This is a genomic window from Pseudomonas sp. BN414, from assembly GCF_029871275.1.
GTDB lineage: Bacteria > Pseudomonadota > Gammaproteobacteria > Pseudomonadales > Pseudomonadaceae > Metapseudomonas > Metapseudomonas resinovorans_C.
Map to the genome: position 1 here is coordinate 48,903 of NZ_SSOL01000071.1, position 24,701 is coordinate 73,603.

General features: G+C 63.8%; 21 protein-coding genes. 19 read left to right on the plus strand and 2 right to left on the minus strand.

Annotated features, from left to right (window positions below):
- The 12 genes from E8E95_RS18275 (at position 1) to hemN (ending at position 11,666) form a co-directional block, all read left to right on the plus strand.
- Entirely contained in the window at positions 1-168 is a 168-nt protein-coding gene (locus E8E95_RS18275; protein ID WP_120650083.1) for a cbb3-type cytochrome c oxidase subunit 3, read from the plus strand.
- Positions 165-1,100, plus strand: a complete 936-nt coding sequence (ccoP, locus tag E8E95_RS18280; RefSeq protein WP_280352512.1) for a cytochrome-c oxidase, cbb3-type subunit III — start codon at positions 165-167, stop codon at positions 1,098-1,100. Before E8E95_RS18275 ends, ccoP (E8E95_RS18280) begins: the two co-directional genes overlap by 4 nt.
- A gap of 435 nt (positions 1,101-1,535) precedes the next feature.
- Positions 1,536-2,975, plus strand: coding sequence for a cytochrome-c oxidase, cbb3-type subunit I (gene ccoN, locus E8E95_RS18285; RefSeq protein ID WP_280352514.1), 1,440 nt, complete (start codon positions 1,536-1,538; stop codon positions 2,973-2,975).
- Positions 2,975-3,586 (plus strand): cytochrome-c oxidase, cbb3-type subunit II, encoded by a 612-nt coding sequence (ccoO, locus tag E8E95_RS18290; RefSeq protein ID WP_179062000.1) that lies wholly within the window; start codon positions 2,975-2,977, stop codon positions 3,584-3,586. Before ccoN ends, ccoO begins: the two co-directional genes overlap by 1 nt.
- A gap of 6 nt (positions 3,587-3,592) precedes the next feature.
- Positions 3,593-3,781: a cbb3-type cytochrome c oxidase subunit 3 gene (locus tag E8E95_RS18295; protein ID WP_179061999.1), complete on the plus strand. Its 189-nt coding sequence runs from the start codon at positions 3,593-3,595 to the stop codon at positions 3,779-3,781.
- Positions 3,778-4,752: a cytochrome-c oxidase, cbb3-type subunit III gene (gene ccoP, locus E8E95_RS18300; RefSeq protein WP_280352518.1), complete on the plus strand. Its 975-nt coding sequence runs from the start codon at positions 3,778-3,780 to the stop codon at positions 4,750-4,752. Before E8E95_RS18295 ends, ccoP (E8E95_RS18300) begins: the two co-directional genes overlap by 4 nt.
- 136 nt (positions 4,753-4,888) lie before the next feature.
- Positions 4,889-6,304: a cytochrome c oxidase accessory protein CcoG gene (ccoG, locus tag E8E95_RS18305; protein WP_280352520.1), complete on the plus strand. Its 1,416-nt coding sequence runs from the start codon at positions 4,889-4,891 to the stop codon at positions 6,302-6,304.
- A gap of 14 nt (positions 6,305-6,318) precedes the next feature.
- The gene (locus tag E8E95_RS18310; protein WP_280352522.1) at positions 6,319-6,816 is read left to right on the plus strand and encodes a FixH family protein; all 498 of its coding nucleotides are present in this window, start codon (positions 6,319-6,321) and stop codon (positions 6,814-6,816) included.
- Between the two features lie 4 nt (positions 6,817-6,820).
- Positions 6,821-9,220, plus strand: coding sequence for a heavy metal translocating P-type ATPase (locus E8E95_RS18315; RefSeq protein ID WP_280352524.1), 2,400 nt, complete (start codon positions 6,821-6,823; stop codon positions 9,218-9,220).
- Between the two features lie 27 nt (positions 9,221-9,247).
- Positions 9,248-9,469: a cbb3-type cytochrome oxidase assembly protein CcoS gene (gene ccoS, locus E8E95_RS18320; RefSeq protein ID WP_280352526.1), complete on the plus strand. Its 222-nt coding sequence runs from the start codon at positions 9,248-9,250 to the stop codon at positions 9,467-9,469.
- Positions 9,462-10,202 carry a sulfite exporter TauE/SafE family protein gene (locus E8E95_RS18325; protein ID WP_280352528.1) on the plus strand — a complete coding sequence of 247 codons (741 nt, stop codon included), beginning with the start codon at positions 9,462-9,464 and terminating at the stop codon, positions 10,200-10,202. The genes ccoS and E8E95_RS18325 overlap by 8 nt, the downstream gene beginning before the upstream one ends.
- Before the next feature lie 81 nt (positions 10,203-10,283).
- The gene (hemN, locus tag E8E95_RS18330; RefSeq protein WP_280352529.1) at positions 10,284-11,666 is read left to right on the plus strand and encodes an oxygen-independent coproporphyrinogen III oxidase; all 1,383 of its coding nucleotides are present in this window, start codon (positions 10,284-10,286) and stop codon (positions 11,664-11,666) included.
- A gap of 4 nt (positions 11,667-11,670) precedes the next feature.
- On the opposite strand, the gene E8E95_RS18335 is transcribed toward hemN, so the two are convergent.
- Positions 11,671-12,120, minus strand: a complete 450-nt coding sequence (locus E8E95_RS18335; protein ID WP_280352531.1) for a hypothetical protein — start codon at positions 12,118-12,120, stop codon at positions 11,671-11,673.
- 147 nt (positions 12,121-12,267) lie between these two features.
- On the opposite strand from E8E95_RS18335, the gene fnr reads away from it, so the two are divergent.
- From fnr to E8E95_RS18350, 3 genes are all read left to right on the plus strand, one after another.
- The gene (gene fnr, locus E8E95_RS18340; RefSeq protein WP_077523547.1) at positions 12,268-13,002 is read left to right on the plus strand and encodes a fumarate/nitrate reduction transcriptional regulator Fnr; all 735 of its coding nucleotides are present in this window, start codon (positions 12,268-12,270) and stop codon (positions 13,000-13,002) included.
- A 66-nt stretch (positions 13,003-13,068) separates the two neighbouring features.
- Positions 13,069-13,617 (plus strand): adenine phosphoribosyltransferase, encoded by a 549-nt coding sequence (locus E8E95_RS18345; protein WP_280352534.1) that lies wholly within the window; start codon positions 13,069-13,071, stop codon positions 13,615-13,617.
- A gap of 244 nt (positions 13,618-13,861) precedes the next feature.
- Complete coding sequence (locus E8E95_RS18350; RefSeq protein ID WP_280352536.1) at positions 13,862-14,698, plus strand: metal-dependent hydrolase; 837 nt, start codon at positions 13,862-13,864, stop codon at positions 14,696-14,698.
- A 145-nt stretch (positions 14,699-14,843) separates the two neighbouring features.
- Here the strand turns inward: E8E95_RS18350 and E8E95_RS18355 are convergent, their stop codons facing one another.
- A complete protein-coding gene (locus E8E95_RS18355; protein ID WP_280352538.1) occupies positions 14,844-15,545 on the minus strand; it encodes a hypothetical protein in 702 nt (233 codons plus the stop codon).
- Positions 15,546-15,713: 168 nt separating this feature from the next.
- On the opposite strand from E8E95_RS18355, the gene E8E95_RS18360 reads away from it, so the two are divergent.
- Genes E8E95_RS18360 through E8E95_RS18375 form a run of 4 tightly spaced genes read left to right on the plus strand, consistent with a single transcriptional unit; the run spans position 15,714 to position 24,619 of the window.
- Complete coding sequence (locus tag E8E95_RS18360) at positions 15,714-16,988, plus strand: ATP-binding protein (protein ID WP_280352540.1); 1,275 nt, start codon at positions 15,714-15,716, stop codon at positions 16,986-16,988.
- Positions 16,985-18,331 (plus strand): HD domain-containing phosphohydrolase, encoded by a 1,347-nt coding sequence (locus E8E95_RS18365; RefSeq protein WP_280352542.1) that lies wholly within the window; start codon positions 16,985-16,987, stop codon positions 18,329-18,331. The genes E8E95_RS18360 and E8E95_RS18365 overlap by 4 nt, the downstream gene beginning before the upstream one ends.
- A complete protein-coding gene (locus E8E95_RS18370; protein ID WP_280352543.1) occupies positions 18,328-18,864 on the plus strand; it encodes a response regulator in 537 nt (178 codons plus the stop codon). Before E8E95_RS18365 ends, E8E95_RS18370 begins: the two co-directional genes overlap by 4 nt.
- Before the next feature lie 46 nt (positions 18,865-18,910).
- Positions 18,911-24,619: an EAL domain-containing protein gene (locus E8E95_RS18375; RefSeq protein WP_280352545.1), complete on the plus strand. Its 5,709-nt coding sequence runs from the start codon at positions 18,911-18,913 to the stop codon at positions 24,617-24,619.
- Positions 24,620-24,701 lie beyond the last annotated feature (82 nt).

Consider the following 24,701-nt stretch of genomic DNA (forward strand, 5'->3'; position numbering starts at 1 on the left):
ATGGACATCGGAACCCTGCGTGGCCTCGGCACCCTGCTGGTGCTGATCGCCACCCTCGGAGTGATCTGCTGGGCCTACAGCGGAAAGCGCAAGGCCAGCTTCGACGAGGCTGCCAACCTGCCCTTCGCCGACGATGACCGGAATGATTCTAGGAGCAATCGCGCATGACCACTTTCTGGAGCTGGTACATCTCCCTGCTCACCATCTTCACCTTGTTGGTACTGCTGTGGCTGATCTTCGCGACCCGCAAGGGCGAGTCGAAGGGCACCACGGACAAGACCATGGGGCACGCCTTCGACGGCATCGAGGAATATGACAATCCACTGCCCAAGTGGTGGTTCCTGCTGTTCGTCGGCACCCTGATCTTCGCGGCCGGCTACCTGGTCATGTATCCGGGCCTGGGCAATTGGAAAGGCCTGTTTCCCGGTTATGCCGACGGTTGGACACAGGAAGGCCAATGGCAACGCGAAGTGGACAAGGCCGAGCAACAGTACGGACCGATCTTCGCCCGCTATTCCGCCATGTCCATCGAAGAAGTAGCGCAGGACCCGCAAGCCATGAAGATGGGTGGACGCCTGTTCGCCACCTACTGCTCGATCTGCCATGGATCGGATGCCAAGGGCGCCATGGGCTTCCCCAACCTCGCCGACAGCCAGTGGCGCTGGGGCGGCGATCCGGAAACCATCAAGACGTCCATTCTGCACGGCAGGATCGCCGCCATGCCGGCGTGGGGCGATGTATTGGGTGACGATGGCGTGAAGAATGTCGCTGCCTATGTGCGTCAGGACCTCGCCGGCCTGAAGCTGCCGGAAGGCACCAAAGCGGACCCGGAAGCCGGTAAAGCACTGTTCGCCACTACCTGCGTCGCATGCCATGGCACCGAAGGCAAGGGCACTGAGGCCATGGGCGCGCCTGACCTGACCCACCCGGCCGGCTGGATCTACGGTTCGAGCCTCGCCCAACTGCAACAAACCATTCGCCACGGCCGCAACGGCCAGATGCCAGCCCAGCAGGAATACCTGGGCCAGGACAAGGTCCATGTGCTGGCTGCCTACATCTACAGCCTGTCCAGCAAAGACCAGGAATTGGCGATCAAGTAAGAGAAAAGCTGGGGTGGCGCAAGGACGTGCCGCCCCAACCTTGCAGTAAGGCCCCAGGGCCGAACTGCATGCCGCGCAAGAAGGCACCCTGAGCCGGGTACCTGGGACACAGGGAAGTGTCCACCCCTTCCTTTATATAGTGCGACTCAGTGTCGCACCTCTCCGACCAGTAACACCCTCTCGCCTTTGACATCGACTAAGCTGCTTTCGAGTTGCTACTGGTCACAAGTCCAAGGCGCTCCCTCCTGCCGCGCAACACCCCTGGCGTCGACAGCATGTCGGAAAGTGCCGCCAGCACAGCCGCAAATCCTTGTCCAGTGGGCTTCTCAGCCCGGATTGTGTCGGCTTGTGTCGTTGCAATGGCCACCCTCTTTCTCCATACTTGCCGCCGATTTTTTGTCCCCAAAAAACTCCATTAACCGTGGAACCCCTAGCATGAGCACAGCAATCAGTCAGACTGCTTATAACTATAAGGTGGTCCGCCAGTTCGCCATTATGACGGTGATCTGGGGGGTCATAGGGATGGGTCTAGGCGTGTTCATCGCCGCACAACTCGTGTGGCCGGAACTCAACCTGAACCTCCCCTGGACTTCGTTCGGCCGCCTGCGTCCCCTGCATACCAACGCGGTGATCTTCGCCTTCGGCGGATGCGCACTGTTCGCCACTTCCTACTATGTGGTGCAGCGCACCTGCCAGACCCGTCTGGTATCCGATAGTCTGGCCGCCTTCACCTTCTGGGGTTGGCAAGCTGTGATCGTGCTGGCAGTCATCACGCTGCCGCTGGGTTACACCTCCTCCAAGGAATACGCCGAACTGGAGTGGCCGATCGACATCCTCCTGGGTATCGTCTGGATCACCTACTGCGTCGTCTTCTTCGGAACCATCATCAAGCGCAAGACCAAGCACATCTACGTGGGCAACTGGTTCTTCGGCGCTTTCATCCTGGTTACCGCCATGCTGCACATCGTCAACAGCATGGAAATGCCGGTCTACGCCTTCAAGTCGTACTCCATGTACGCCGGCGCGACCGACGCCATGATCCAGTGGTGGTACGGCCACAACGCCGTGGGCTTCTTCCTGACCACCGGCTTCCTGGGGATGATGTACTACTTCGTGCCGAAGCAGGCCGAGCGTCCGATCTACTCCTACCGCCTGTCCATCGTGCACTTCTGGGCGCTGATCACCCTGTACATCTGGGCCGGTCCGCACCACCTGCACTACACCGCCCTGCCGGACTGGGCCCAGTCCCTCGGCATGGCCATGTCCCTGATCCTGCTCGCTCCGAGCTGGGGCGGCATGATCAACGGCATGATGAGCCTGTCCGGCGCCTGGCATAAGCTGCGCTCCGACCCCATCCTGCGCTTCCTGGTGGTATCCCTGGCCTTCTACGGCATGTCCACCTTCGAAGGCCCGATGATGGCCATCAAGACCGTCAACGCCCTCTCCCACTACACCGACTGGACCATCGGCCACGTACACGCCGGCGCCCTCGGCTGGGTAGCGATGATCTCCATCGGCTCCCTGTACCACCTGATTCCGAAGGTGTTCGCTCGCGAGCAGATGCACAGTGTTGGCCTGATCAACGCCCACTTCTGGCTGGCCACCATCGGTACCGTGCTGTACATCGCCTCCATGTGGGTCAACGGCATCACCCAGGGTCTGATGTGGCGTGCAGTCAATGAAGACGGCACCCTCACCTACTCCTTCGTTGAAGCTCTGGAAGCCAGCCATCCGGGTTACCTGGTGCGCATGATCGGCGGCGCCTTCTTCGTGACTGGCATGCTGCTGATGGCCTACAACACCTATCGCACCGTACGTGCTGCGAAGCCGGCTGAATACGACGCCGCTGCGCAGATCCCGCAAGGAGCTCACTAATGAAGCAACACGAATTAGTTGAGAAGAACATCGGCCTGCTGGCCCTGTTCATGGTGATTGCCGTGAGCATTGGCGGCCTGGTGCAAATCGTGCCGCTGTTCTTCCAGGACGTCACCAACACTCCGGTGGAAGGCATGAAGCCGCGCACCGCGCTGGAACTCGAAGGCCGCGACATCTACATCCGCGAAGGCTGCGTTGGCTGCCACTCGCAGATGGTCCGTCCGTTCCGCGCTGAAACCGAGCGTTATGGCCACTACTCCGTTGCCGGCGAAAGCGTCTGGGATCACCCCTTCCTGTGGGGTTCCAAGCGTACCGGTCCGGACCTGGCCCGCGTTGGCGGCCGCTACTCCGACGACTGGCACCGTGCGCACCTGTACAACCCGCGCAACGTAGTGCCGGAATCGAAGATGCCCTCCTACCCCTGGTTGGTTGAGAACAAGCTCGACGGCAAGCACACCGGCGACAAGATGGAAGCTCTGCGCAAGCTGGGCGTGCCCTACACCGACGAAGACATCGCCGGTGCCAAGGCGGCAGTCAAAGGCAAGACCGAGATGGACGCGCTGGTCGCGTTCCTGCAAGGCCTGGGCACCTCTATCAAGAACAAACGGTAACGCAAGATGGATATCGGGACTCTCCGCGGCATAGGCACCTTCATCGTATTCGTCGCCTTCATCGGCGTCGTGCTGTGGGCCTACAGCAGCAAGCGCAAAAGCAGCTTCGACGAGGCTGCCAACCTGCCCTTCGCGGATGAGCCGCCCAAATCCTCCAAGCGCGACGAGCAAGATTCTAGGAGTAACAAAGAATGACTTCGTTCTGGAGTTGGTATGTAACCCTGCTCACCAGCGCCACGCTGGTAGCGCTGACCTGGCTGATCTTCGCCACCCGTCGTGGCCAGCGCCAGGAAAGCACCGAAGAAACCGTCGGCCATGCTTTCGACGGCATCGAGGAATATGACAACCCGCTGCCCAAGTGGTGGTTCATGCTGTTCGTCGGCACCCTGATCTTCGCCGTCGGCTACCTGGTCATGTACCCAGGCATGGGCAACTGGAAAGGCATCTTCCCCGGTTACGGCGAAGTAACCGACGGCAAGCCTTTCGCCAACGGCCAGACCGGCTGGACTGGCGTCCACCAGTGGGAAAAGGAGATGGACAAGGCCGATAAGGAATACGGTCCGATCTTCGCCAAGTACGCTGCCATGCCGATCGAAGAAGTGGCCCAGGACCCGAAAGCCCTGAAAATGGGCGGCCGCATGTTCGCGTCCTACTGCTCCGTATGCCACGGCTCCGACGCCAAGGGCGCCTACGGCTTCCCGAACCTGACCGACCACGACTGGCGCTGGGGCGGCGAGTCCGCGACCATCAAGACCACCATCATGGGTGGTCGCCATGGCGTGATGCCGGCCTGGGGCGAAGTTGTCGGCGACCAGGGCGTACGCGATGTTGCCGCCTTCCTGCGCGTGACCCTCCACGGTCGCGAACTGCCGAAGGACGTGAAGGCCGATCCGGAAGCCGGTAAAGCCATCTTCGCGGCCAACTGCGTGGCGTGCCACGGTCCGGAAGCCAAGGGCACCCCGGCCATGGGCGCACCGGACCTGACCCACCCGAACGCCTTCATCTACGGCAGCAGCTACGCCCAGCTGCAACAGACCATCCGTTATGGTCGCCAAGGCACCATGCCTGCCCAGGAGCAAGTCCTCGGCAACGACAAGGTGCACCTGCTGGCTGCGTACGTTTACAGCCTGTCGCAGAAACCGGCTGCAGAAACTGCATCCAAGTAATACCCTCGCCTGCCATGCGCGACGCACTGTCGCACATGGCAGGCCGCTATCAGGCGTACCATATATAGCGGACTAGAGAGACTCGGACCGGCAATGCACTGGTCAGAGCACCTGAAACCGCCGTGGTATGAGAACGATGAGCGAACAGATTCCCGTCAAGAACGTCACCCCTCCCCCTGCCAAGGGCGGTGAAACCACCGACCTGTACGCCAGCCGCGAAAAGATCTACACCCGAGCCTTCACCGGACTGTTTCGCAACCTGCGAATGACCGGCGGCGCCTTTCTCTTCCTGCTCTATTTCGGCACCGTCTGGCTCAGCTGGAACGATCGCCAGGCCGTCTGGTGGAACCTCCCCGAGCGGAAGTTCTACATCTTCGGCGCCACCTTCTGGCCCCAGGATTTCGTCCTTCTCTCCTGGCTGCTGATCATCTGCGCCTTCGGCCTGTTCTTCATTACCGTATTCGCTGGACGCGTCTGGTGCGGCTACACCTGCCCACAGAGCGTCTGGACCTGGATCTTCATGTGGTGCGAGAAAGTCACCGAGGGTGACCGCAACCAGCGCATGAAGCTCGACAAGGCCCCCATGAGCGGCCAGAAAGCCCTGCGCAAATCCGCCAAACACGGCCTCTGGCTGTTGATCGGCTTCGCCACCGGCATGACCTTCGTCGGCTACTTCACCCCCGTCCGCGATCTGGTCATCGACTTCTTCACCGGCGCTGCCAGCGGCTGGGCCTACTTCTGGGTCGCATTCTTCACCCTCGCCACCTACGGCAACGCCGGCTGGCTGCGCGAGCAGGTGTGCATCTACATGTGCCCCTACGCGCGCTTCCAGAGCGTGATGTTCGACAAGGACACCCTGATCGTCTCCTATGATCCGCGCCGCGGCGAATCCCGTGGTCCGCGCAAGAAGGGGCTCGACTACAAGGCCCAGGGCCTGGGTGACTGCATCGACTGCACCATGTGTGTCCAGGTCTGCCCCACCGGTATCGATATCCGTGACGGGCTGCAGATCGAGTGCATCGGCTGCGCCGCCTGCATCGACGCCTGCGACAGCATCATGGAAAAGATGAACTACCCGAAAGGGCTGATCAGCTACACGACCGAGCACAACCTGAACGGTCAGAAAACCCATCTGATGCGCCCGCGCCTGATCGGTTACGCTATCGCCCTCGTCGCCATGATCGGTCTTTTCGCCTACGCCGTAGCCATCCGTTCCCTGGTTGAACTGGATGTGATCAAGGACCGCGTACTGTTCCGCGAAAACGAGCAGGGGCGGATCGAGAACGTCTACACCCTGAAGATCATGAACAAGGCCCAGGTCGACCAGACCTTCGTCATCGACGCCGAAGGCCTCGACGGCCTGGTCTACGAAGGCAAGCGTGAAGTCCGCGCCGACGCCGGCGAAGTGCTTTCGGTACCGGTGGAACTGTCCATCGAGCCCGACCAGTTGCCTTCCAGCACCAACAAGATCCTCTTCCGCGTCCATAGCGCGGACGACCCCAGCATCAAGACCGACGCCGACAGCCGCTTCATCGGCCCAAGCGTCCGCTAGCAAACGGAAGACCCATGCAGTCCGATACTCCCAGTCCCTGGTACAAGCAGCCCTGGCCGTGGTTCATCCTCGCCATCCTCGGCACATCGGTGGTGCTCGGCACCACCATGCTGGTGATCGCTACCCGTAATCCGCCGAGCCTGGTTTCCGACAACTATTACGAAGTCGGCAAGGGCATCAACACCTCGCTGGAGCGCGAAAACCTGGCCAAGCAGCTCGGCATGCAGGCCAGCTTGCAGCTCGACGAGAGCAGCGGCGAAGTCGCACTGAAGCTCGTGGGAAAAAGCCGTCCGCAGCAACTGGTACTGAGCCTGCTCTCCCCTACCCAGCCGGAGAAGGATCGTCGCATCGTGCTTCAGCCACAGGCTGACGGCCAGTACCGTGGCCATCTTCAGGACCCGGTCAGCGGACGTCGCTTCGTCGAGTTGATCGGCCAGGAGCAGGGGCAGGATTGGCGTCTGTTCGAGGAAGAAACCCTCGACAAGGGCAGCGTTATCCGCCTCGGCGAATAAGCGCATGAGTGCACCGCTTCCCTGCTACCACTGTGGTTTGCCGGTTCCGGCCGGCAGCCGTTTCGAGGCCCGCGTGCTGGGAGAGATGCGGGCCATGTGCTGTCCGGGATGCCAGGCGGTGGCCGAAGCCATTGTCGCCGGCGGTCTGGAGAGTTACTACCATCACCGCAGCGACACCGCTCCCAATCCCGACGCCCTGCCCCGCGAGCTACCCGATGAGCTGGCCCTCTACGATCGCACCGAAGTGCAACAACCTTTCGTGCAGCACCAGGGGGACCTCAGCGAGACCTGCCTGCTGATCGAAGGCATCAACTGCGCCGCCTGTGGCTGGCTGATCGAGAAGCACCTCAAGGCGCTAGGGGGCGTTGCCGAGGCCAGCCTCAACCTGTCCAACCATCGCCTGCAGGTGCGCTGGTACGACAGCCAGCTGCCACTGAGCCAGTTGCTCAAGGAGCTGCGCAAGATCGGTTACGCCGGCCATCCCTACAAGGCCGACGAAGCTGCCGAACGCCTCGCCAGCGAAAACCGTCGCGCCATGCGCCAGCTCGGTGTCGCCGGCCTGCTCTGGATGCAGGTGATGATGGCCGCGATGGCGACCTGGCCGGAATTCAATATCGACCTGTCGCCCGAGCTGGATACCATCCTGCGCTGGGTCAGCCTGTTCCTTACCACGCCCATCGTCTTCTATTGCTGCGGTCAGTTCTTCCGCGGCGCCCTGCGCGATCTGCGCACCCGACACCTGACCATGGACGTTTCCGTCTCCCTGGCCATCGGCGGTGCCTACGTCGCCGGTATCTGGTCCACGGTGACTGGCGTTGGCGAGCTGTACTTCGACGCCGTCGGCATGTTCGCCCTGTTCCTGCTGGCGGGCCGCTACCTGGAACGCCGCGCCCGGGAGCGCACCGCTGCGGCCACCGCGCAACTGGTCAACCTGCTGCCAGCCTCCTGCCTCCGCCTGGACGAGCAAGGTCATAGCGAGCGCATCCTCCTTAGCGAACTGAAGATCGGGGATCACGTCCTGGTCCCTCCGGGCTCGCTACTGCCGGCCGATGGCCAGATCCTGTCCGGCCAGTCCAGCGTCGACGAATCCCTGCTCACCGGCGAATACCTGCCGCATCCACGCAGCGAAGGCGACGCCGTAACCGCCGGCACTCTGAACGTCGAAGGCCCGCTCACCATCGCGGTCCAGGCCCTGGGTGACGATACCCGCCTCTCGGCCATCGTCCGCCTGCTGGAACGCGCCCAGGCGGACAAGCCTCGCCTGGCAGAAGTAGCCGACAAAGTCGCCCAGTGGTTCCTGATCTTCATCCTCGCGGCAGCCGCCATCGTCGGCATCGCCTGGTGGGAGATCGATCCGGATCGCGCCTTCTGGGTCGTGCTTTCCCTGCTGGTGGCCACCTGTCCCTGCGCCCTCGCCCTGGCCACCCCGACTGCCCTCACAACCGCAACGGGGAGCTTGCACAAACTCGGCCTGCTGCTGACCCGTGGCCACGTGCTGGAAGGTCTGAAGCAGATCGACACGGTGATCTTCGACAAGACCGGCACGCTGACCGAGGGCCGCTTGACCCTGAGCGCCATCCACCCGCTCGGGGCGCTGGATCGCGATACCTGCCTGGGCCTGGCCGCGGCCCTCGAGAACCGTTCGGAACACCCCATCGCCCGTGCCTTTGGCCGAGCACCGCAAGCAGCCGATCTGGTGGAAAGTGTGCCCGGTCGTGGGCTGGAGGGTCGTGTTGGCGAACGACGCCTACGTATTGGCCAACCCAGCTTCGTCGCCGAGCTCTGCGGCATGACGGCACCCGATATCCCCGGCGACCAGGGTCAGTGGCTACTGTTGGGAGATGAACAGGGGCTCCTGGCCTGGTTCGTCCTCGACGACCGTCTGCGGGACGATGCCCCCGCCCTGCTGGATGCCTGCCGCGCACGCGGCTGGAAGATCCTCCTGCTGTCCGGCGACAGCTCGCCCATGGTGAGCGGCATCGCCCAGCAGCTGGGCATCGACGATGCCCGTGGCGGCCTGACGCCAGATGCCAAGCTGGAAGTCCTGCGTCAACTCCATCAGCAGGGCCACAAGGTGCTGATGCTGGGTGACGGGGTCAACGACGTGCCAGTCCTGGCCGGAGCCGACATCAGCGTCGCCATGGGCAGCGCTACCGACCTGGCCAAGACCAGCGCGGACGCCGTGCTGCTTTCCAACCGGCTCGACAGCCTGGTGCAGGCATTCGCCCTGGCTCGTCGGACGCGCCGCATCATCGTCGAGAACCTGGCCTGGGCGACCTTGTACAATGGCCTGGTGCTGCCCTTCGCCGCCCTCGGCTGGATCACTCCCCTCTGGGCGGCCTTCGGCATGTCGGTCAGCTCGCTGCTGGTGGTGGTAAACGCCCTGCGCCTGGCCCGCACCTGACCCACGACTATTCAATCGGAGTCCCTGATGCCAGCGCTATACATACTGATCCCGGTCGCCATCGGCCTGGTCGGTTTCGCCATCTGGCTGTTCTTCTGGGCAGTGGACAGCGGCCAGTACGACGACCTCGACGGCCCGGCCCACAGCATCCTCTTCGATGACGAGGACCCCAAGCACCAGGCCGGCATAGCCGAAGCCGAGGGCACGGAGAAAGACAAAAAGGACGAGCAGGAAAAGCCCCGTGGCTGAACTCGCTCCCCTGTTGCTCTCCGCACTTATCCTCGGCCTGCTGGGTGGCGGTCATTGCCTCGGCATGTGCGGCGGCCTGATGGGCGCCCTCACACTCGCCATTCCGCCTGAACAACGCGCCCGTCGCTTGCGCCTGCTGCTGGCCTACAACCTTGGACGCATCGTCAGTTACACCTTTGCCGGCTTGCTCATCGGCCTGGCCGGGTGGGCGGTTGCCAGCAGCCCGGCAGCCATGGCCCTGCGGATCGTGGCCGCGTTGCTCCTGGTTTGCATGGGGCTCTACCTGGCGGGCTGGTGGAGCGGCCTGACGCATATCGAGGCCCTGGGACGAGGGCTCTGGCGCCATATCCAGCCGGTAGCACGCAAGCTGCTGCCGGTATCCAGCCTGCCTCGCGCCTTGTTGCTGGGCGGGCTCTGGGGCTGGCTACCCTGCGGCCTGGTCTACAGCACCCTGCTCTGGTCCGCCAGCCAGGGATCGGCGGCGGATAGTGCCCTGCTGATGCTGGCCTTCGGCCTCGGTACCCTGCCCGTGCTGATTGCCACGGGCCTCGCTGCCGAACGCCTGACCGCGCTGCTGCGCCAGCGCGGCGTCCGCGTCGCTGGCGGGCTGCTGGTGATTCTGTTTGGCCTCTGGACCCTGCCCGGGCCACACCAGGCCTGGCTGATGGGCCATGGTGGCCATGGCAGCAGCGCCGCCAGCAGCGAGCACCAGCACGGCACCCACAGCCCTTAAACGGTTTGATACAAATCAAGATGACCCTGATGGTGGCCCCATAGACTCCCTGGCACAGACAGCCGAACCGGGGACTCCCGCATGCTCGACAATATTCGCTGGGACGCGGGCCTGATCCGCCGCTACGACACACCAGGGCCCCGCTACACCTCCTACCCCACTGCCGTTCAGTTCAACCACAAAGTGGGTTCCTTCGACCTTCTCCACGCCCTGCGCGACAGCCGCAAGGCTCGTCGCCCCCTGTCGCTTTACGTGCACGTGCCGTTCTGCGCGAACATCTGCTACTACTGCGCCTGCAACAAGGTCATCACCAAGGACCGCGGCCGCGCCCTGCCTTATCTCGAGCGCCTGGAGCGGGAAATTGAACTCATCGCGTGCCACCTCGACCCGCAACAGAAGGTCGAGCAACTGCACTTTGGCGGCGGCACTCCCACCTTCCTGAGCCATGACGAACTGCGTCGGCTCATGGGCCATCTGCGCAAGCACTTCAACCTGCTGGATGACGACTCCGGCGACTACGGCATCGAGATCGACCCACGCGAAGCCGACTGGTCCACCATGGGCCTGCTCCGCGAACTGGGCTTCAATCGCGTCAGCCTCGGCGTGCAGGACCTCGACCCCGCCGTGCAACGCGCCGTCAACCGCCTGCAAAGCCTTGAAGAGACCCGTGCGATAGTCGAGGCCGCGCGCACCCTGCAGTACCGTTCGCTGAATATCGACCTGATCTATGGCCTGCCGAAGCAGACGCCAGAGAGCTTCGCCCGCACCGTGAACGAAGTGATCGCCCTGCAACCGGATCGGCTCTCGGTATTCAACTACGCCCACCTGCCGGATCGTTTCATGCCGCAACGGCGCATCCGCAGCGAAGACCTGCCAAGCCCCGTACAGAAACTGGAAATGCTGCAGCGCAGCACCGAACAACTGAGCGTCGCCGGCTATCGCTACATCGGCATGGACCACTTCGCCCTGCCCGACGATGAACTGGCCATCGCCCAGGAAGACGGCCGCCTGCAACGCAATTTCCAGGGCTACACCACCCATGGCCACTGCGATCTGATTGGTCTTGGCGTTTCCGCCATCAGCCAGATTGGCGACCTCTATTGCCAGAACACGGTGCAACTCAACGAGTATCAGGAGGCGCTCGAGCGGAACCTGCTCGCCACCAATCGCGGCTTACTGTGCGACGAAGACGACCGAATCCGGCGAGCAGTGATCCAGCAGCTGATTTGCGATTTCGAGCTGGATTTCGCCAGCATCGAAGCCCGCTTCAATATTGAATTTCGCGGCTATTTCGCAGAAATCTGGCAACAACTTCAGCAAATGCACCAGGATCGCTTGATCGAGCTCAGCGATAGCCGTATCGACGTACTGCCGGCGGGCCGCCTGCTGGTTCGCTCCCTCTGCATGCTCTTCGACCTTTATCTGGCCGATCACAACCAGCAGCGTTTCTCACGGGTGATTTGAGAGGTCAGGCGTTCAGCAACTTGCCGACCTCCAGCGATTGCTCATCGCTGAGGCCGGCATCGCGAGTCGCCTTGGCCAGATTGAGGTTGGCGCTGCTCAACGCGCCTTGCAGGGAAGCCAGTTCGCCGCGCAGCGCTTCAAGGCGCTGCAAGCGGTTCTCCTCGTCCAGGCTCTGATCAGCCGCGATCGCCTGCAGTTCTGCCTGCCGCTCGGCGATCTGGGCCTTGAGCGCGCGGATCAGCTTCAACAACTCCTTGATGCCATCGGGGAGATTGCTCTGATCGATGTCGTCGTTCTTCTGGGCAGCACGCGCCTTGCCCAGTTCGGAAAGGCTGACACGGATTCCCTGACGCACGGCATCGAGGTCTACCGGGGCGTCCTCCTCACGTGCGACCCGTCGCCGCACTGCCTCATCCACTCGATACAGGGGGCTATTGGTCTCCAAGCGCAACATAAGGCCACTCCTTGCCCGAAACTCAGCCCTGTTATCGGCGGCCGTCGAGCAATCTTGAACGGCGAGTCAGCCAGGCTTTTCTGGCCGTTGTCCGCACCCTGCGTTAACCTTACGGGCTATGTGTGTTTGCTCTGCAAGGAATAGCTCATGTCCGAAATCATCAAGGTGCGCAACCTTCCCCAGGCCCACTGCAAGGATTGCAGCCTGGCCGCACTCTGCCTGCCGCTGTCGCTCAACATGGAGGACATGGATTCGCTGGACGAAATCGTCAAGCGCGGCCGTCCCCTGAAGAAAGGCGAGCTCCTGTTCCGCCAAGGCGATGCCTTCGGCTCGGTCTTCGCCGTGCGCTCCGGTGCACTCAAGACCTTTACCGTGACCGATACCGGCGAAGAACAGATCACCGGTTTCCACCTGCCCAGCGAGCTGGTCGGCCTGTCCGGCATGGACACGGAGCTCTACCCGGTTTCCGCCCAGGCACTGGAAACCACCTCGGTGTGCGAAATTCCGTTCGAGCGCCTCGATGAACTCTCGGTCCAGTTGCCTCAACTGCGCCGCCAGTTGATGCGTGTGATGAGCCGGGAAATCCGCGACGACCAGCAGATGATGCTGCTGCTCTCCAAGAAAACCGCCGACGAACGCATTGCCACCTTCCTGGTCAACCTCTCGGCCCGCTTCCGCGCCCGCGGTTTCTCCGCCAACCAGTTCCGCCTGGCCATGTCGCGCAACGAAATCGGCAACTACCTGGGGCTGGCGGTGGAAACCGTTTCCCGCGTATTCACCCGTTTCCAGCAGGCGAACCTGATCTCCGCCGAGGGCAAGGAAGTGCATATCCTCGACCCGATCGAACTCTGCGCCATGGCTGGCGGGACCATCGAAAGCTGATCCTTGCGGGCCCGCCATCCGGTTGGGCCCGCCCGTTCCACCCGCCCTTTCCCTCAGGCATCGACGATGATCTTCGACGACTTTTCCATCAAGACCCTGATCCGCCCAGTTCCGGACTTCCCCAAGCCCGGCGTCGTGTTCCGCGACATCACCCCGCTGTTCCAGTCCCCCCGAGCCCTGCGCCTGGTGGCCGACAGCTTCATTCAGCGCTACGTCGAAGCCGACTTCAGCCACATCGGTGCGATGGACGCCCGCGGCTTCCTAATCGGCTCGATCATCGCCTACGAACTCAACAAGCCCCTGGTGCTCTTCCGCAAGCAGGGCAAGCTCCCGGCCGACGTGCTTTCCGAGCCCTACCAGACCGAATACGGCGAAGCCTTCCTCGAAGTGCACAGCGACAGCCTGTGCGAGGGCGACAAGGTGCTGATCTTCGATGACCTGATCGCCACCGGCGGTACCCTGCTGGCCGCTACCCGTCTGGTACGGCGCATGGGCGCCAGCGTGTTCGAGGCCGCCGCCATCATCGACCTGCCCGAACTGGGCGGCTCCGAGCGCCTCGCCGACGCCGGCATCCCTACCTTCGCTCTCACCGCCTTCGCCCTCGACGAGCGTTGACCGGGCATAGGGGCCCGCGCCGCCGGGCCCCAACCGAAGCACAGCCAGCCGTCGCGGGTTACATCGCTTCCGGCTGGCGTTACTCCTCGCCCCACTCCCCGCCGCAATCACCCGCCGAAAGTTGGCGCCCAGGCCCTCGCGCCTGCTCTCTCGATCCTCAATAGTTACATCGACTGATGGCACGGTTGCCGTGCCCACCGATAACAACAAATGGACGGCTCGCCGAGCCCGAGAGGATTCCCGCATGACAGCTAGCGCCAGTGCTCCCCTGCCCAAGGCCAACTTCCCTGTTCGCCGCATGGACTTCAGCTTCGCGTCGACCCAGAAGTACTGGTGGAGTGGCGATCCCTTCATGACGCACTTCATGAACAACCTCTCCTCGCTCTTCCCATACGGCGAGAAGTTCTTCGTCGACAGCGTGCGCGCCGTACGTGACCAGGTCAGCGACCCGCAGCTACAGAAGGACATCAGCGCATTCATCGGCCAGGAAGCCATGCACTCCAAGGAGCACGCGACCTACAACGACTACGCCGCCGAGCACGGCATCGACCTGGAGCGCCTGGAACTGCGCATCAAGGTGCTGCTGGAGTGGGTCACCCGCATCACCACCCGGAAGCAGCGCCTGGCCGCCACCTGTGCCCTGGAACACTTCACCGCCACCATGGCCGAACAACTGCTGCGCCGGGAGGACATCAACACCCAGATGGACGACCCGAAGATGTACAAGCTGTGGATGTGGCACGCCATCGAGGAAAACGAACACAAGGCCGTCTGCTACGACGCCTACAACGCGATCGGCGGCGGCTACCTGATCCGTACCATCACCATGGCACTGACCACCTTCCTGTTCTTCGGCGTGATCATGACCTTCCAGGTCCACCTGATGCGCAAGGATGGCCAACTGTTCAACTGGCGCAGCTGGGCCCGTGGCCTGAAGACCCTCCTGGGCCCGCGCAACGGCTACTTCCCGAAGATGATCAAGCCTTACCTGGATTACTACCGTCCCGGATTCCACCCGCTCGACCACGAGACCAAGGCCCTGGAAACGCGCTGGAAGGAGCGCCTGGGCTTCAACGGCTGACGAACCTGCATCGCCTTCTGTGGGGGCGAATTCATTCGCGAAGGGCCGCGCAGCGGTCCCATGAGGCCCCAAGCCGAACCTACGGTCCGGTCAGCGAATGAATTCGCCCCCACAAAGATCCGATCAGCCCTACCCGGCGAGCGCTTCACCCCTCCTCGAAATACTCCGCGAAGAACCCGTCCAGCTCCCCTTCGTAGCTATCCAGCGAATACAGGGTGTCGGCTGCAAGCAGGTCCAGCAGGATCAAGCCGTTGAGACTGGAATCCTCCTCGGCAGCGGCGCGCAGGCGGCCAGCCATTCCCAGGTTGACCAGGCGCAGGTTGCGGTACTGCTCGCGCAAACCGTCCATGTCCCAGTCCGGTTCCAGGCCACGCTGCCGGCGCAGGTGCTGCCCCAGCAAATAGGTGCCCAGGGCGCGATAAAGCGTCTCCGCCGAATTGCTGAACGGCCAGTGGAACCAGGCCATCGCCCGCAGCATTCGCGTGTGTGGGCAACCGCTGGTCGCTCCGAGTAGCCCGAGCAGCGAGCCGAGCGCACGTTGCAAGGTGGTCTGCTGGCGAATTTCCCGTCCCCGCCAGAACACGGCCACTCGCACTTCCTCGTAGGACGGTGAATGCGCCAGCACCGCGACCGGCCGCGCCAGCGCCCGCGCGAAGGGGCAGTGATGCACCTCCGTGACGCTCAGCGGGCAATGGCTGCACTGCCGGAAGCCCAGACGGGCCCAGTCCGGCAGCTCGTCCGAGCTGGCGCCCTGACCCGCCAGGTCCACCTCATGCACCCACAGGCGGCCGTCGGGAAAACCGAATTCGTAGCGAACCTGTGCCTCAGCCCTTGGCTCCAGCCCCATGGTCTAACCTTGCTTTCCAGTTGAAAGGATTCCCTGGCGCCATCAAGGCGCAATCACTGACAGGATTCAGACGCCTGAAATCTGTCATACACTTCGTACAACAAAGTCGGACAAGCGCCAGAATTCAACCCAGCCAACCGTTCCACAGCGAAAAAAGCGGGCGACATCATGGAAAGCAGCCCTTTTGACCTTGCCGGAGCCCTGGTTGAACAGATCGAGGTGGGTGTCATCATCCTCGACCGGGAACTTCGCATCCTTCACTGGAACGACTTCGTCAGCCAGCGCAGCGGAAAAGTCCTGGCCCAGGCCCTGCGACAGCCGCTGACCACGGTCTTCCCGGAAACGGAAACGCCGCGCCTCGGCAAGATGGTGGCCAGAGCCCGCGACCAAGGCCTGCACGCCTACACCCATTGGCGCGAAGATCCCTACCTGATCCAGCTCCCCTACAGCCCCGAAGGCCAGGTCACGCCGCTGCGCCTGCAGAGCACCCTGCTGTTCCCCTTCGACTATGGCGGCGAGCGATGCCTGGGCCTGTTGCTCTACGACACCACTGAATTCGCCCGCTCCAACGAACAGCTGGCCGCCGCGCTCAATGCCCTGGGCAGCAAGCAGCTGGAACAGGAGCAACTGGTGCACAAGCTGGAAAAGGCCAACGCCCAGTTGCTGCAGTCAGAGAAGCTCGCCGCCATCGGCCAGTTGGCGGCCGGCGTGGCCCACGAGATCAACAACCCGATCGGCTACGTGTTTTCCAACCTCAAGACCCTCACCGGCTACGTCAACGACCTGTTGCGCATCGTCGACGCAGTGGACGGCGTCGGTAGTCTGGAAGAGCTCCAGCAGCTCAAGCGCAGCCTGGAATACGACTACATCCGCAACGATGTCGAAGCCCTGATCCACGAATCCGAGGACGGCATCGAGCGGGTCAAGAAAATCATCACCGCCCTCAAGGACTTCTCCCACATCGAAGAGGAGGCATTCCGCGCCGCCGACCTGCACAAGGGCTTCGACAGCACCCTCAACCTGGTCAACAACGAACTCAAGTACAAAGCCGAAGTGGTCCGCGAATATGGCGAACTGCCGCTGGTGGAGTGCATTCCTTCGCAGATCAACCAGGTGGTGATGAACCTGCTGATCAACGCTGCCCACGCCATCGAGGGCTTCGGTCGTATCACCTTGCGCAGCGGCCAGCAGGGCGACTGGGTCTGGCTGGAAGTGGAAGACGACGGCAAGGGCATCGACCCGAACATTCTCAACCGCATCTACGAGCCCTTCTTCACCACCAAGCCGGTGGGTAAAGGCACGGGGCTGGGCCTCGCGCTTTCCTACAACATCGTGCAGAAACACAGCGGCCGCATCGAAGTGGTGAGCCAGCCCTGCCACGGCACGCGCTTCCGCGTCTGGCTGCCCCGGCAGCAACCCCAACCCGGTGGGGTGCAGGCATGAGTGAAGCCCAGCGCCGCCCCACCCTGCTGTTGGTGGACGACGAGGAACACATCCTCAGCGCCCTGCGACGCGTCCTGCGAGGCGAACCCTACGAGCTGCTCACCGCCAACGGCGGTATGGAGGCCCTCGGCCTGCTGGCGGCGAACGAAGTCGACCTGGTGGTTTCCGATGCCCGCATGCCCGGACTCGATGGGCCGGCCCTGCTTGCAGAAGTACAGAAGCGCTGGCCGGGCACGCTGCGGCTGATGCTCACCGGCGCCACCGATCTGGACACCAGCATCCGCGCCATCAACCAGGGGCAGATCTACCGCTACCTCGGCAAGCCCTGGAATGACGACGAGCTGCGTTTCACCCTGCGCCAGGCCCTCGCCCACCAGCACGCCGAACGCGAGCACCAGCGCCTGGAAAGCCTCACCCTGGAACAGAACCAGCGCCTGCAGGAGCTCAACGCCAGCCTGGAACAGCGGGTCCGCGACCGTACTGCCGAGTTGCAGCAGACCGCCGACATGCTCGACCTGGCCTACGACGAACTGCGGCACAGCTACGTGACCGCCACGGAAGTCTTCTCCTCGCTGCTCACCCAGCGCCTGCCCGGCGACAAGCAATGCAACGCCCAGGTCATCGCCCTGGTGCGCGCCTTCGCCAACGAGCTTCAGCTACCGGAGGCGGACACCCGTGACCTGGCCATGGCCGCCGCCCTCTACAACCTCGGCAAGCTGACCTGGGACGACCACCTGCTCAACCGGCCCAGCGACCTGCTGCACCGCGAAGAGCGGGAGCGCTACTGCCGCTACCCGCAGCTGGGCGAAAGCCTGATCATGGCGCTGGAGCCACTGCACGACGCCGGTCGGCTGATCCGCCACCATCAGGAGCGCTGGAACGGCACCGGCTTCCCCGATCAACTGCACGGCGAAGAGATTCCCTACGGTGCCCGCCTGCTCAAGCTGGCGGTGGATTTCGTCGAACTGCAGTGCGGACTGGTACTGCAGCGCCCGTTGCCCCGGCCGGAAGCCCTGCAACTACTCGCCCGTTACGCCGGACGCCTCTACGACCCGACGCTCTGCCGGCAGTTCCTCGACTTCTGCACCCTTCATGCGCCGGACCTGCTGGAGGCCGATCCCAGCATCCTCGCGGTCGACACGCGCCGCCTGGAACCCGGCATGGTGCTGGCCCGCAACCTCCAGGCCGACAGCGGCATGCTGCTGCTCAATGCGGGCAAACAGCTCAGCCGCGCCCTGATCGACAAGCTCATCGCCTTCGAGTCCAGCGAAGGCACGCGCTACACCCTTCACGTCCGCCTGCCGGAAGCAGACGGGACCCTGGCAAAGGAGCAGCCACGATGATCAAGATCCAGCTGGTGGACGACGAACCGCATATCCTCAGCGCCCTGCAACGCCTGTTGCGACCGCAGGGCTGGGTCCTGCACGCTTTCGACAATCCCGAAACCGCATTGTCGGCGCTGGCCGAACACCAGTACGCTGCCATCATCTGCGACCTCAACATGCCGCAACTGGACGGACTGACCTACCTGCAGTTCGCCCGCCAGCGCCAGCCCGATGCCCTACGCATGCTACTCAGCGCCCATGGCGACCGCACCACGCTGATGCAGGCGATCAACCGTGCCGAGGTCTATCGCTTCCTCCCCAAACCCTGGGAGAACTACGACATCGAAAGCGCCCTGCAGGCCGCCGTCGACCTTTTCCTGCTGCGCGACGAGAACCACCGCCTGCTGGAACAGGTTCGCGGCCAGCGGGACACCCTCGAGCGCCAGCACCGCGAGTTGTTGCGTCTGGAAAGCGAGCACCCCGGGCTGACGCGCGTGCGCCGCGATGCCGATGGCGCCGTGCTGCTCGAAGACTACGACCTGGATGACTGAGTCCGGTCAACCAGTATCGTCCCCGCCACCGGAACGGCACGCCCCCATGGCCAAGCACAACCGCAATCTCGGCTATCAGGCCTACCTGCACTGCCTGGCCTTTGCCCTGCTGGCCCTTGGCGTCATCAGCCTGATCGCCTTCGCCGGCATGAACCATCCGGCACGCTACGAACTGGTTCTGTTGCCCGACAGCGCGCTGATCACCCTGTTCGCCGGCAGCGCCCTGCTGAGTGCCACCCGCGCCTGGCGTCGATCCTCGTGGCTGGCGGGCCTGGTGCTGATCGCCCTGGCCGGCTACAGCCTCGGGCACAACGTCCTGTCCGGGGGCAGCGACCAGGGCCGCTCACTGATCAGCGGCTACTGGCGGATTCGCAGCGAGCTGGCGATCGTCGCCTGCCTGTTCGGCCTGGCGATGCTCCTGGCCGTCACTCGCCACGGCGGCCGCTGGCTCAGCCAGCTTTGCGGCATCACCCTGATCGGCCTGGCCCTGCTGTCGGAACTGTCGTTGCTGGGCGCCAGCACCGGCCTGCCACGCTTCGCCTTCCGCCCGGAAACCGGGCACGTCACCAACCTCCTCATCGCCCTGCTCGGCAGCGCCGTCCTGATGCTCTGCGCGCTGCCCCAGGACCAGCCCAGCCTGCTTAACCGTCGAGCCATGGCCACCGGCATCCTGGGCGCGCTGGCCACCTGCATCGGCTGGTTCCTCCTCAGCCTGAACGAAGTTTCCACCCTCAACGCCCACAGCCATCAGCTGCTGCTGCGCGCCCAATCCACCATCGAGAACACTGTCACCGTGCGCCGGCAGCTCGTCCAGCGCATGGCCGAGCGCTGGCAGAGCCTTGAAGGGATGCCACCTGCCAGGCTCTGGCAACAGGAAGCCGACAGCTACCTGCGGGACTTCCCCAACATCAACCTGATCGCGGTACTCGATGCCGACCTCAAACCGATCCTGCAACAGGGTCGCAGCCGCGTGGCAGACGACTGGCTGGCGCGCTTCCTCGCCCAGGCCGAACTACGCGACTGGCTGCAGCAGGTGCGCCAGGGACCGGCTGCTCAAATGAGCCCGGCGCAGAGCTTCAGCGCCACCGACAACAGCAGCCTGGTCGCCACGCCCCTGCAAATCGCGGGTCGCCCCCGTTCGCTGCTGGTGGCCAGCCTGGACATCAGCGCCACGCTGGACCGTCAGCTGGGACGGGAGCTGGATGGCTTCGTCCTGGAAGTCTTCGAGGGCCCCAGGCGCATCTACGAATCCGGCGTCGGACGCGATGGCCGCAGCCTGTTCCCGGTGGGCCAGGAGTTCACCGACCTCGGCCCGGAAGGACGCTGGCACATGCGCACCTACCAGGCCCTGCCTCGCAGCGATTACGCCTCGGTCTACCTGCCACCGCTGTTCATGCTGTTCGGCCTGGGCTTCACCTTCCTGCTGATGGTCAGCCAGAGCTTTTCCCGGCTGGCCATCGAACGCAGCCAGCGCCTGCGCGAAAGCAATCGCGAACTGGAGCTGAGCCTGCAGCACCAGGCCCGCCTGCAAACGCAGAACCAGCGGATCATGGATCACTCCATGGACGTGCTCTGCTCCATCGACGCCTCCGAGCGCTTCACCCAGGTCAGCCCCTCCTGCCACAGCGTGCTGGGTTACCGGCCAGAGGAAATGATCGGCCGTCCCTACACCGACTTCATCCTCAGCGAAGACCGCGAGCGCACCCGCGGCGAGATCGAGGCCATCATCCAGGGCGAGTCCTGGGACGCCGTGCGCAACCGCTGCAAGCGCAAGGACGGCAGCGTGGTGCACCTGCTCTGGTCCGCTGGCTGGTCCGAAAGCGAGCGCACCCTGTTCGCCGTCGCCCACGACATCACTGGCCTGGTGCGTCACGAAGCCTATGCCGAGGACCAGCGCGACATCCTCAGCATGATTTCCACCGACCAGCCGCTGGCGGAAATCCTCAAGGCCATCTGCCTGATGAGCGAGACCCTCGACCCCGCCGCCCTGTGCTCGGTCCACCTCGTGGACGGCGATCAGAATCGCCTGCGCGAGGGCGCCGCGCCGAGCCTGCCGGATGCCTTCAACCAGGCCCTCGACGGCCAGTCCATCGGCCCCCTGGCCGGCGCCTGCGGAACCGCAGTGTTCCGCAGGCAGATGGTGGTCAGCGAAGACATCAGCGAAGACCCGCTCTGGCATGAGCATCGCGACCAGGCACTGCGCCATGGACTGCGCGCCTGCTGGGCGATCCCGCTGATCTCCCACCATGGCGACGTGCTCGGCACCTTCGCCGTCTACCTGCGCCAACCCTGCTCCCCGGACGACGAATCCCTGCAGCTCATCGGCACCGCCGGCCAGCTCGCGGCCATCGCCATCGAGCGTCAGAATGATCGCCTGCGACTCCTGGAAAGCGAGCAGCGCTACCGCTCCCTGTTCATCTTCAACCCCGACCCGGTGTTCTCCCTCGACCGCAACGGACGCTTCCTCAGCCTCAACCAGGCGGGCTGCGAGCTGATCGACTTCAAGGCCGAAGACCTGCTCGGCGAGTCGTTTTCCCGGCTGGTGCTCGACGCCGACATCGAACACGTCCGCGAGCATTTCCGCGCCGCCCTGAAGGGCAAGGCACAGCGGTTCGAGGTGCGCTGCCACGACCGCGCAGGCGGCTTGCTGGAGCTGGACATCACCCACCTGCCCATCGTCGTCGAGGGGCAGATCGTCGGGGTATTCGGCATTGCCAAGAACATCGGCGAACGCAACCGCATGACCCGCGCCCTGCAGGACACCCTGGTCCAGTCGGAGCGCAAGGCGTTGCTCCTGCACGGCCTGAGCGACACCGCGCTGCGCATCGGCGGCATTCTCGACACCCGCACCCTGCTGGATTTCATGTGCGAGCAACTGCGCCTGCTGGTGGGCGCCCACCAGTCCCTGATCGACCTCGGCGACGGCCAGGGTCCGGCCGCCTTCTCGCTATCCCCCAAGTACCAGGCCTGGCAGACGCCGCAGTTGCCCGCCGAAGGCATCGCACTCTATGCCCGGACCTGCGTCGGCAATCAGCCGGTGTTGCTGACGCGCGCCGAGCTGGATACGGCCGGCGATGCGGGCAGCGGCCAGCTGCCGTTGCAAGGCTGGCTGGCAGTGCCGCTGATCGACCACGGTGGCCGTCATCTGGGCCTGATCCAGCTGTCCGACAAGTACGACGGCGACTTCAACCAGGACGACCTGGCGATTGCCCAGCAATTCGCCCAGATGGCCTTGGCGGCGCTGGAAAACATCCGCCTGGTGCAACAGGTGCTTTCCGGCGAACAACGCCTGCAGGAGCAACTGGACTTCACCTCGGCCATCACCAACAGCGTCGGCGAGGGCCTGCTGGCGGTGGATCGCCAAGGGCGGCTGAACTTCGTCAACCCGGCCGCCGCCGACCTGCTCGGCCAGCGTCCCGAGGTCCTGCTCGGCCAGGCCCTGGTCGATCACCTGCCACTGGACCTCTACAGCGCCCCGGCCACCAGTGGCCGCCATGGCGAAGTCAGCCTGGGCGGCGAGCGCCATATCGCCTACGACTGCGCGCCGCTCCTGCATGCACAGACCCTCGGTGGCTGGGTCATCGCCTTCCGCGACATCAGCCGCGCCAAGGAGTCGGAGAAACAGTTGCGCATCCTCCAGCGCAGCATCGAGGCCAGCTACAACGGCGCGATGATCTGCGATGCCACCGACGAAAACCTGCCGGTGGTCTACGTCAACCCGGCCTTCGAACGCATCACCGGCTACAGCGCAGCCGAGGCCATGGGGCGCAACTGCCGCTTCCTCCAGGGCGCGGACCACGAGCAGGCCGGCATCGCCGAGATCCGCCACGCACTGGCGGAGAAGCGTGAAGTCCACGTGGTGCTGCGCAACTTCCGCAAGGACGGTACGCCCTTCTGGAACGACCTCTATATCGCCCCCGTGCCCAACGAGCACGGCGAGATCACCCACTTCATCGGCGTGCAGAACGACATCTCCGAACAGAAACGGGTGGAGTCCGAACTGGCCTACAACGCCAGCCACGACGTGCTCACCGGCCTGCCCAACCGCTCCCTGCTGGAAGACCGTCTGCGCCAGGGCTGCCAGATCAGCCAGCGCTACCAGCGCAAGCTGGCGGTGATGTTCATCGACCTCGATGGCTTCAAGCCGATCAACGACTCCATGGGCCACGGGATTGGCGACCAGATACTGGTGGAGGTGGCGCGACGGCTGACCCAGCAGGTTCGCCCCGGCGACACCGTGGCGCGCCTGGGTGGCGACGAGTTCATCCTCATCCTGCCGGACCTGGCCCGTGAGGAAGACGTGCTGCAAGTGGCCGAGCGGGTCATCGACTGCATCGCCCGCCCCTACCCCATCGCCGGCAGCGAAATTCACATCACTGCCAGCCTGGGTATCGCCGTGAGCGAGAAAGGCATCCAGCAGCCCATGCAACTGATCCAGCAGGCCGACCTGGCGATGTACAAGGCCAAGCAGCAGGGACGCAACTGCTACCAGTGGTACACCACCGACCTGGAACAGAAGGTCAGCGAGCGCGTGACCCTGCGCAACGAGTTGCAGAAGGCCCTCGAAGCCAACGCCTTCATGCTCTATTACCAGCCGCAGATCGATGGTCGGAATGGCCGCGTCACCGGCTTCGAAGCCCTGCTGCGCTGGCAGCACCCGCTGCTCGGCTTCATCTCGCCGTCGCAGTTCGTACCGGTGGCAGAAGACACCGGGCAGATCATTCCCCTGAGCGAATGGGTGCTCGCCACCGCCTGCCGCGACTGCCGCGAACTGCTGGACCGGGGCATGACCGGCACGGTGGTGGCGGTGAACATCTCGGCGGTGCACTTCCAGCGCAACATCTTCGTCGACAGTGTGCGGCGCGTCCTCGAGGAAACCCGCTTGCCGGCCGAACTGCTGGAACTGGAGATCACCGAAACCGTGCTGCTGGACAACGCCGAGCGCGCCATCGCCACCCTGCAGGCACTCAAGGCACTGGGCGTGCGCCTGTCGATCGACGATTTCGGCACCGGCTTCTCCAGCCTCAACTACCTCAAGCGCCTGCCCATCGACAAAGTGAAGATCGACCGTGCCTTCGTCCAGGAAATCATCAGTGACCGGCACGATGCGGCCATCACCCAGGGCATCATCTCCATGGCCCACCACCTGCGCCTGCGGGTGATCGCCGAAGGCGTGGAGAGCGAGTCCCAGTTCGCCTTCCTGAAGAAGAGCCACTGCGACGAGTTCCAGGGCTACTACTTCGCCCGCCCCATGCCCTTCGAGCAGCTCGACCAGTTCCTTCACGAGCACCACAAGAGCCCGGCGTCCTACCTGGATACCCGCTCCGGCACCAGCAACACGCAGACCCTGTTGCTGCTGGACGACGAGGAAAACATCCTCCGCGCACTGACCCGCGTGCTGCGCCGCGACGGCTACCAGATACTCACCGCCACCCGCGCCCAGGACGCCTTCGCGCAACTGGCCAAGCACGACATCCAGGTGATCCTGTCCGACCAGCGCATGCCGGAAATGAACGGCACCGAGTTCCTCAGCCGGGTCAAGGACCTCTACCCCGACACCATTCGCATCGTGCTGTCCGGCTACACCGACCTGAAGTCCGTCACCGACGCCATCAACCAGGGTGCCATCTACAAGTTCCTCACCAAGCCCTGGGACGACGACCAGCTCCGCGCCGTGATCGCCCAGGCCTTCCTGCACCACAGCCTGGCCAAGGCCAAGGAAGAGAGCGCGACGGTGGAGCAGAACGAGGAGTGAAGGGCTCGTGTGGGGGCGAATTCATTCGCCAAGGGGCGCGTAGCGTCCCCAATGGATCAGGGCAGACCTTCGGCCTGCTTGG

Excerpts from the sequence above, each read along its gene's own strand:
- ccoG (WP_280352520.1), top strand. The coding sequence starts at position 4,889 with ATGAGCGAACAGATTCCCGTCAAGAACGTCACCCCTCCCCCTGCCAAG.
- ccoN (WP_280352514.1), top strand. The coding sequence starts at position 1,536 with ATGAGCACAGCAATCAGTCAGACTGCTTATAACTATAAGGTGGTCCGC.
- E8E95_RS18370 (WP_280352543.1), top strand. The coding sequence starts at position 18,328 with ATGATCAAGATCCAGCTGGTGGACGACGAACCGCATATCCTCAGCGCC.
- ccoS (WP_280352526.1), top strand. The coding sequence starts at position 9,248 with ATGCCAGCGCTATACATACTGATCCCGGTCGCCATCGGCCTGGTCGGT.
- E8E95_RS18315 (WP_280352524.1), top strand. The coding sequence starts at position 6,821 with ATGAGTGCACCGCTTCCCTGCTACCACTGTGGTTTGCCGGTTCCGGCC.
- fnr (WP_077523547.1), top strand. The coding sequence starts at position 12,268 with ATGTCCGAAATCATCAAGGTGCGCAACCTTCCCCAGGCCCACTGCAAG.
- E8E95_RS18355 (WP_280352538.1), bottom strand. The coding sequence starts at position 15,545 with ATGGGGCTGGAGCCAAGGGCTGAGGCACAGGTTCGCTACGAATTCGGT.
- ccoP (WP_280352518.1), top strand. The coding sequence starts at position 3,778 with ATGACTTCGTTCTGGAGTTGGTATGTAACCCTGCTCACCAGCGCCACG.
- ccoP (WP_280352512.1), top strand. The coding sequence starts at position 165 with ATGACCACTTTCTGGAGCTGGTACATCTCCCTGCTCACCATCTTCACC.
- hemN (WP_280352529.1), top strand. The coding sequence starts at position 10,284 with ATGCTCGACAATATTCGCTGGGACGCGGGCCTGATCCGCCGCTACGAC.
- E8E95_RS18360 (WP_280352540.1), top strand. The coding sequence starts at position 15,714 with ATGGAAAGCAGCCCTTTTGACCTTGCCGGAGCCCTGGTTGAACAGATC.
- E8E95_RS18295 (WP_179061999.1), top strand. The coding sequence starts at position 3,593 with ATGGATATCGGGACTCTCCGCGGCATAGGCACCTTCATCGTATTCGTC.
- E8E95_RS18310 (WP_280352522.1), top strand. The coding sequence starts at position 6,319 with ATGCAGTCCGATACTCCCAGTCCCTGGTACAAGCAGCCCTGGCCGTGG.
- E8E95_RS18275 (WP_120650083.1), top strand. The coding sequence starts at position 1 with ATGGACATCGGAACCCTGCGTGGCCTCGGCACCCTGCTGGTGCTGATC.
- E8E95_RS18375 (WP_280352545.1), top strand. The coding sequence starts at position 18,911 with ATGGCCAAGCACAACCGCAATCTCGGCTATCAGGCCTACCTGCACTGC.
- E8E95_RS18350 (WP_280352536.1), top strand. The coding sequence starts at position 13,862 with ATGACAGCTAGCGCCAGTGCTCCCCTGCCCAAGGCCAACTTCCCTGTT.
- E8E95_RS18335 (WP_280352531.1), bottom strand. The coding sequence starts at position 12,120 with ATGTTGCGCTTGGAGACCAATAGCCCCCTGTATCGAGTGGATGAGGCA.
- E8E95_RS18365 (WP_280352542.1), top strand. The coding sequence starts at position 16,985 with ATGAGTGAAGCCCAGCGCCGCCCCACCCTGCTGTTGGTGGACGACGAG.
- E8E95_RS18345 (WP_280352534.1), top strand. The coding sequence starts at position 13,069 with ATGATCTTCGACGACTTTTCCATCAAGACCCTGATCCGCCCAGTTCCG.
- ccoO (WP_179062000.1), top strand. The coding sequence starts at position 2,975 with ATGAAGCAACACGAATTAGTTGAGAAGAACATCGGCCTGCTGGCCCTG.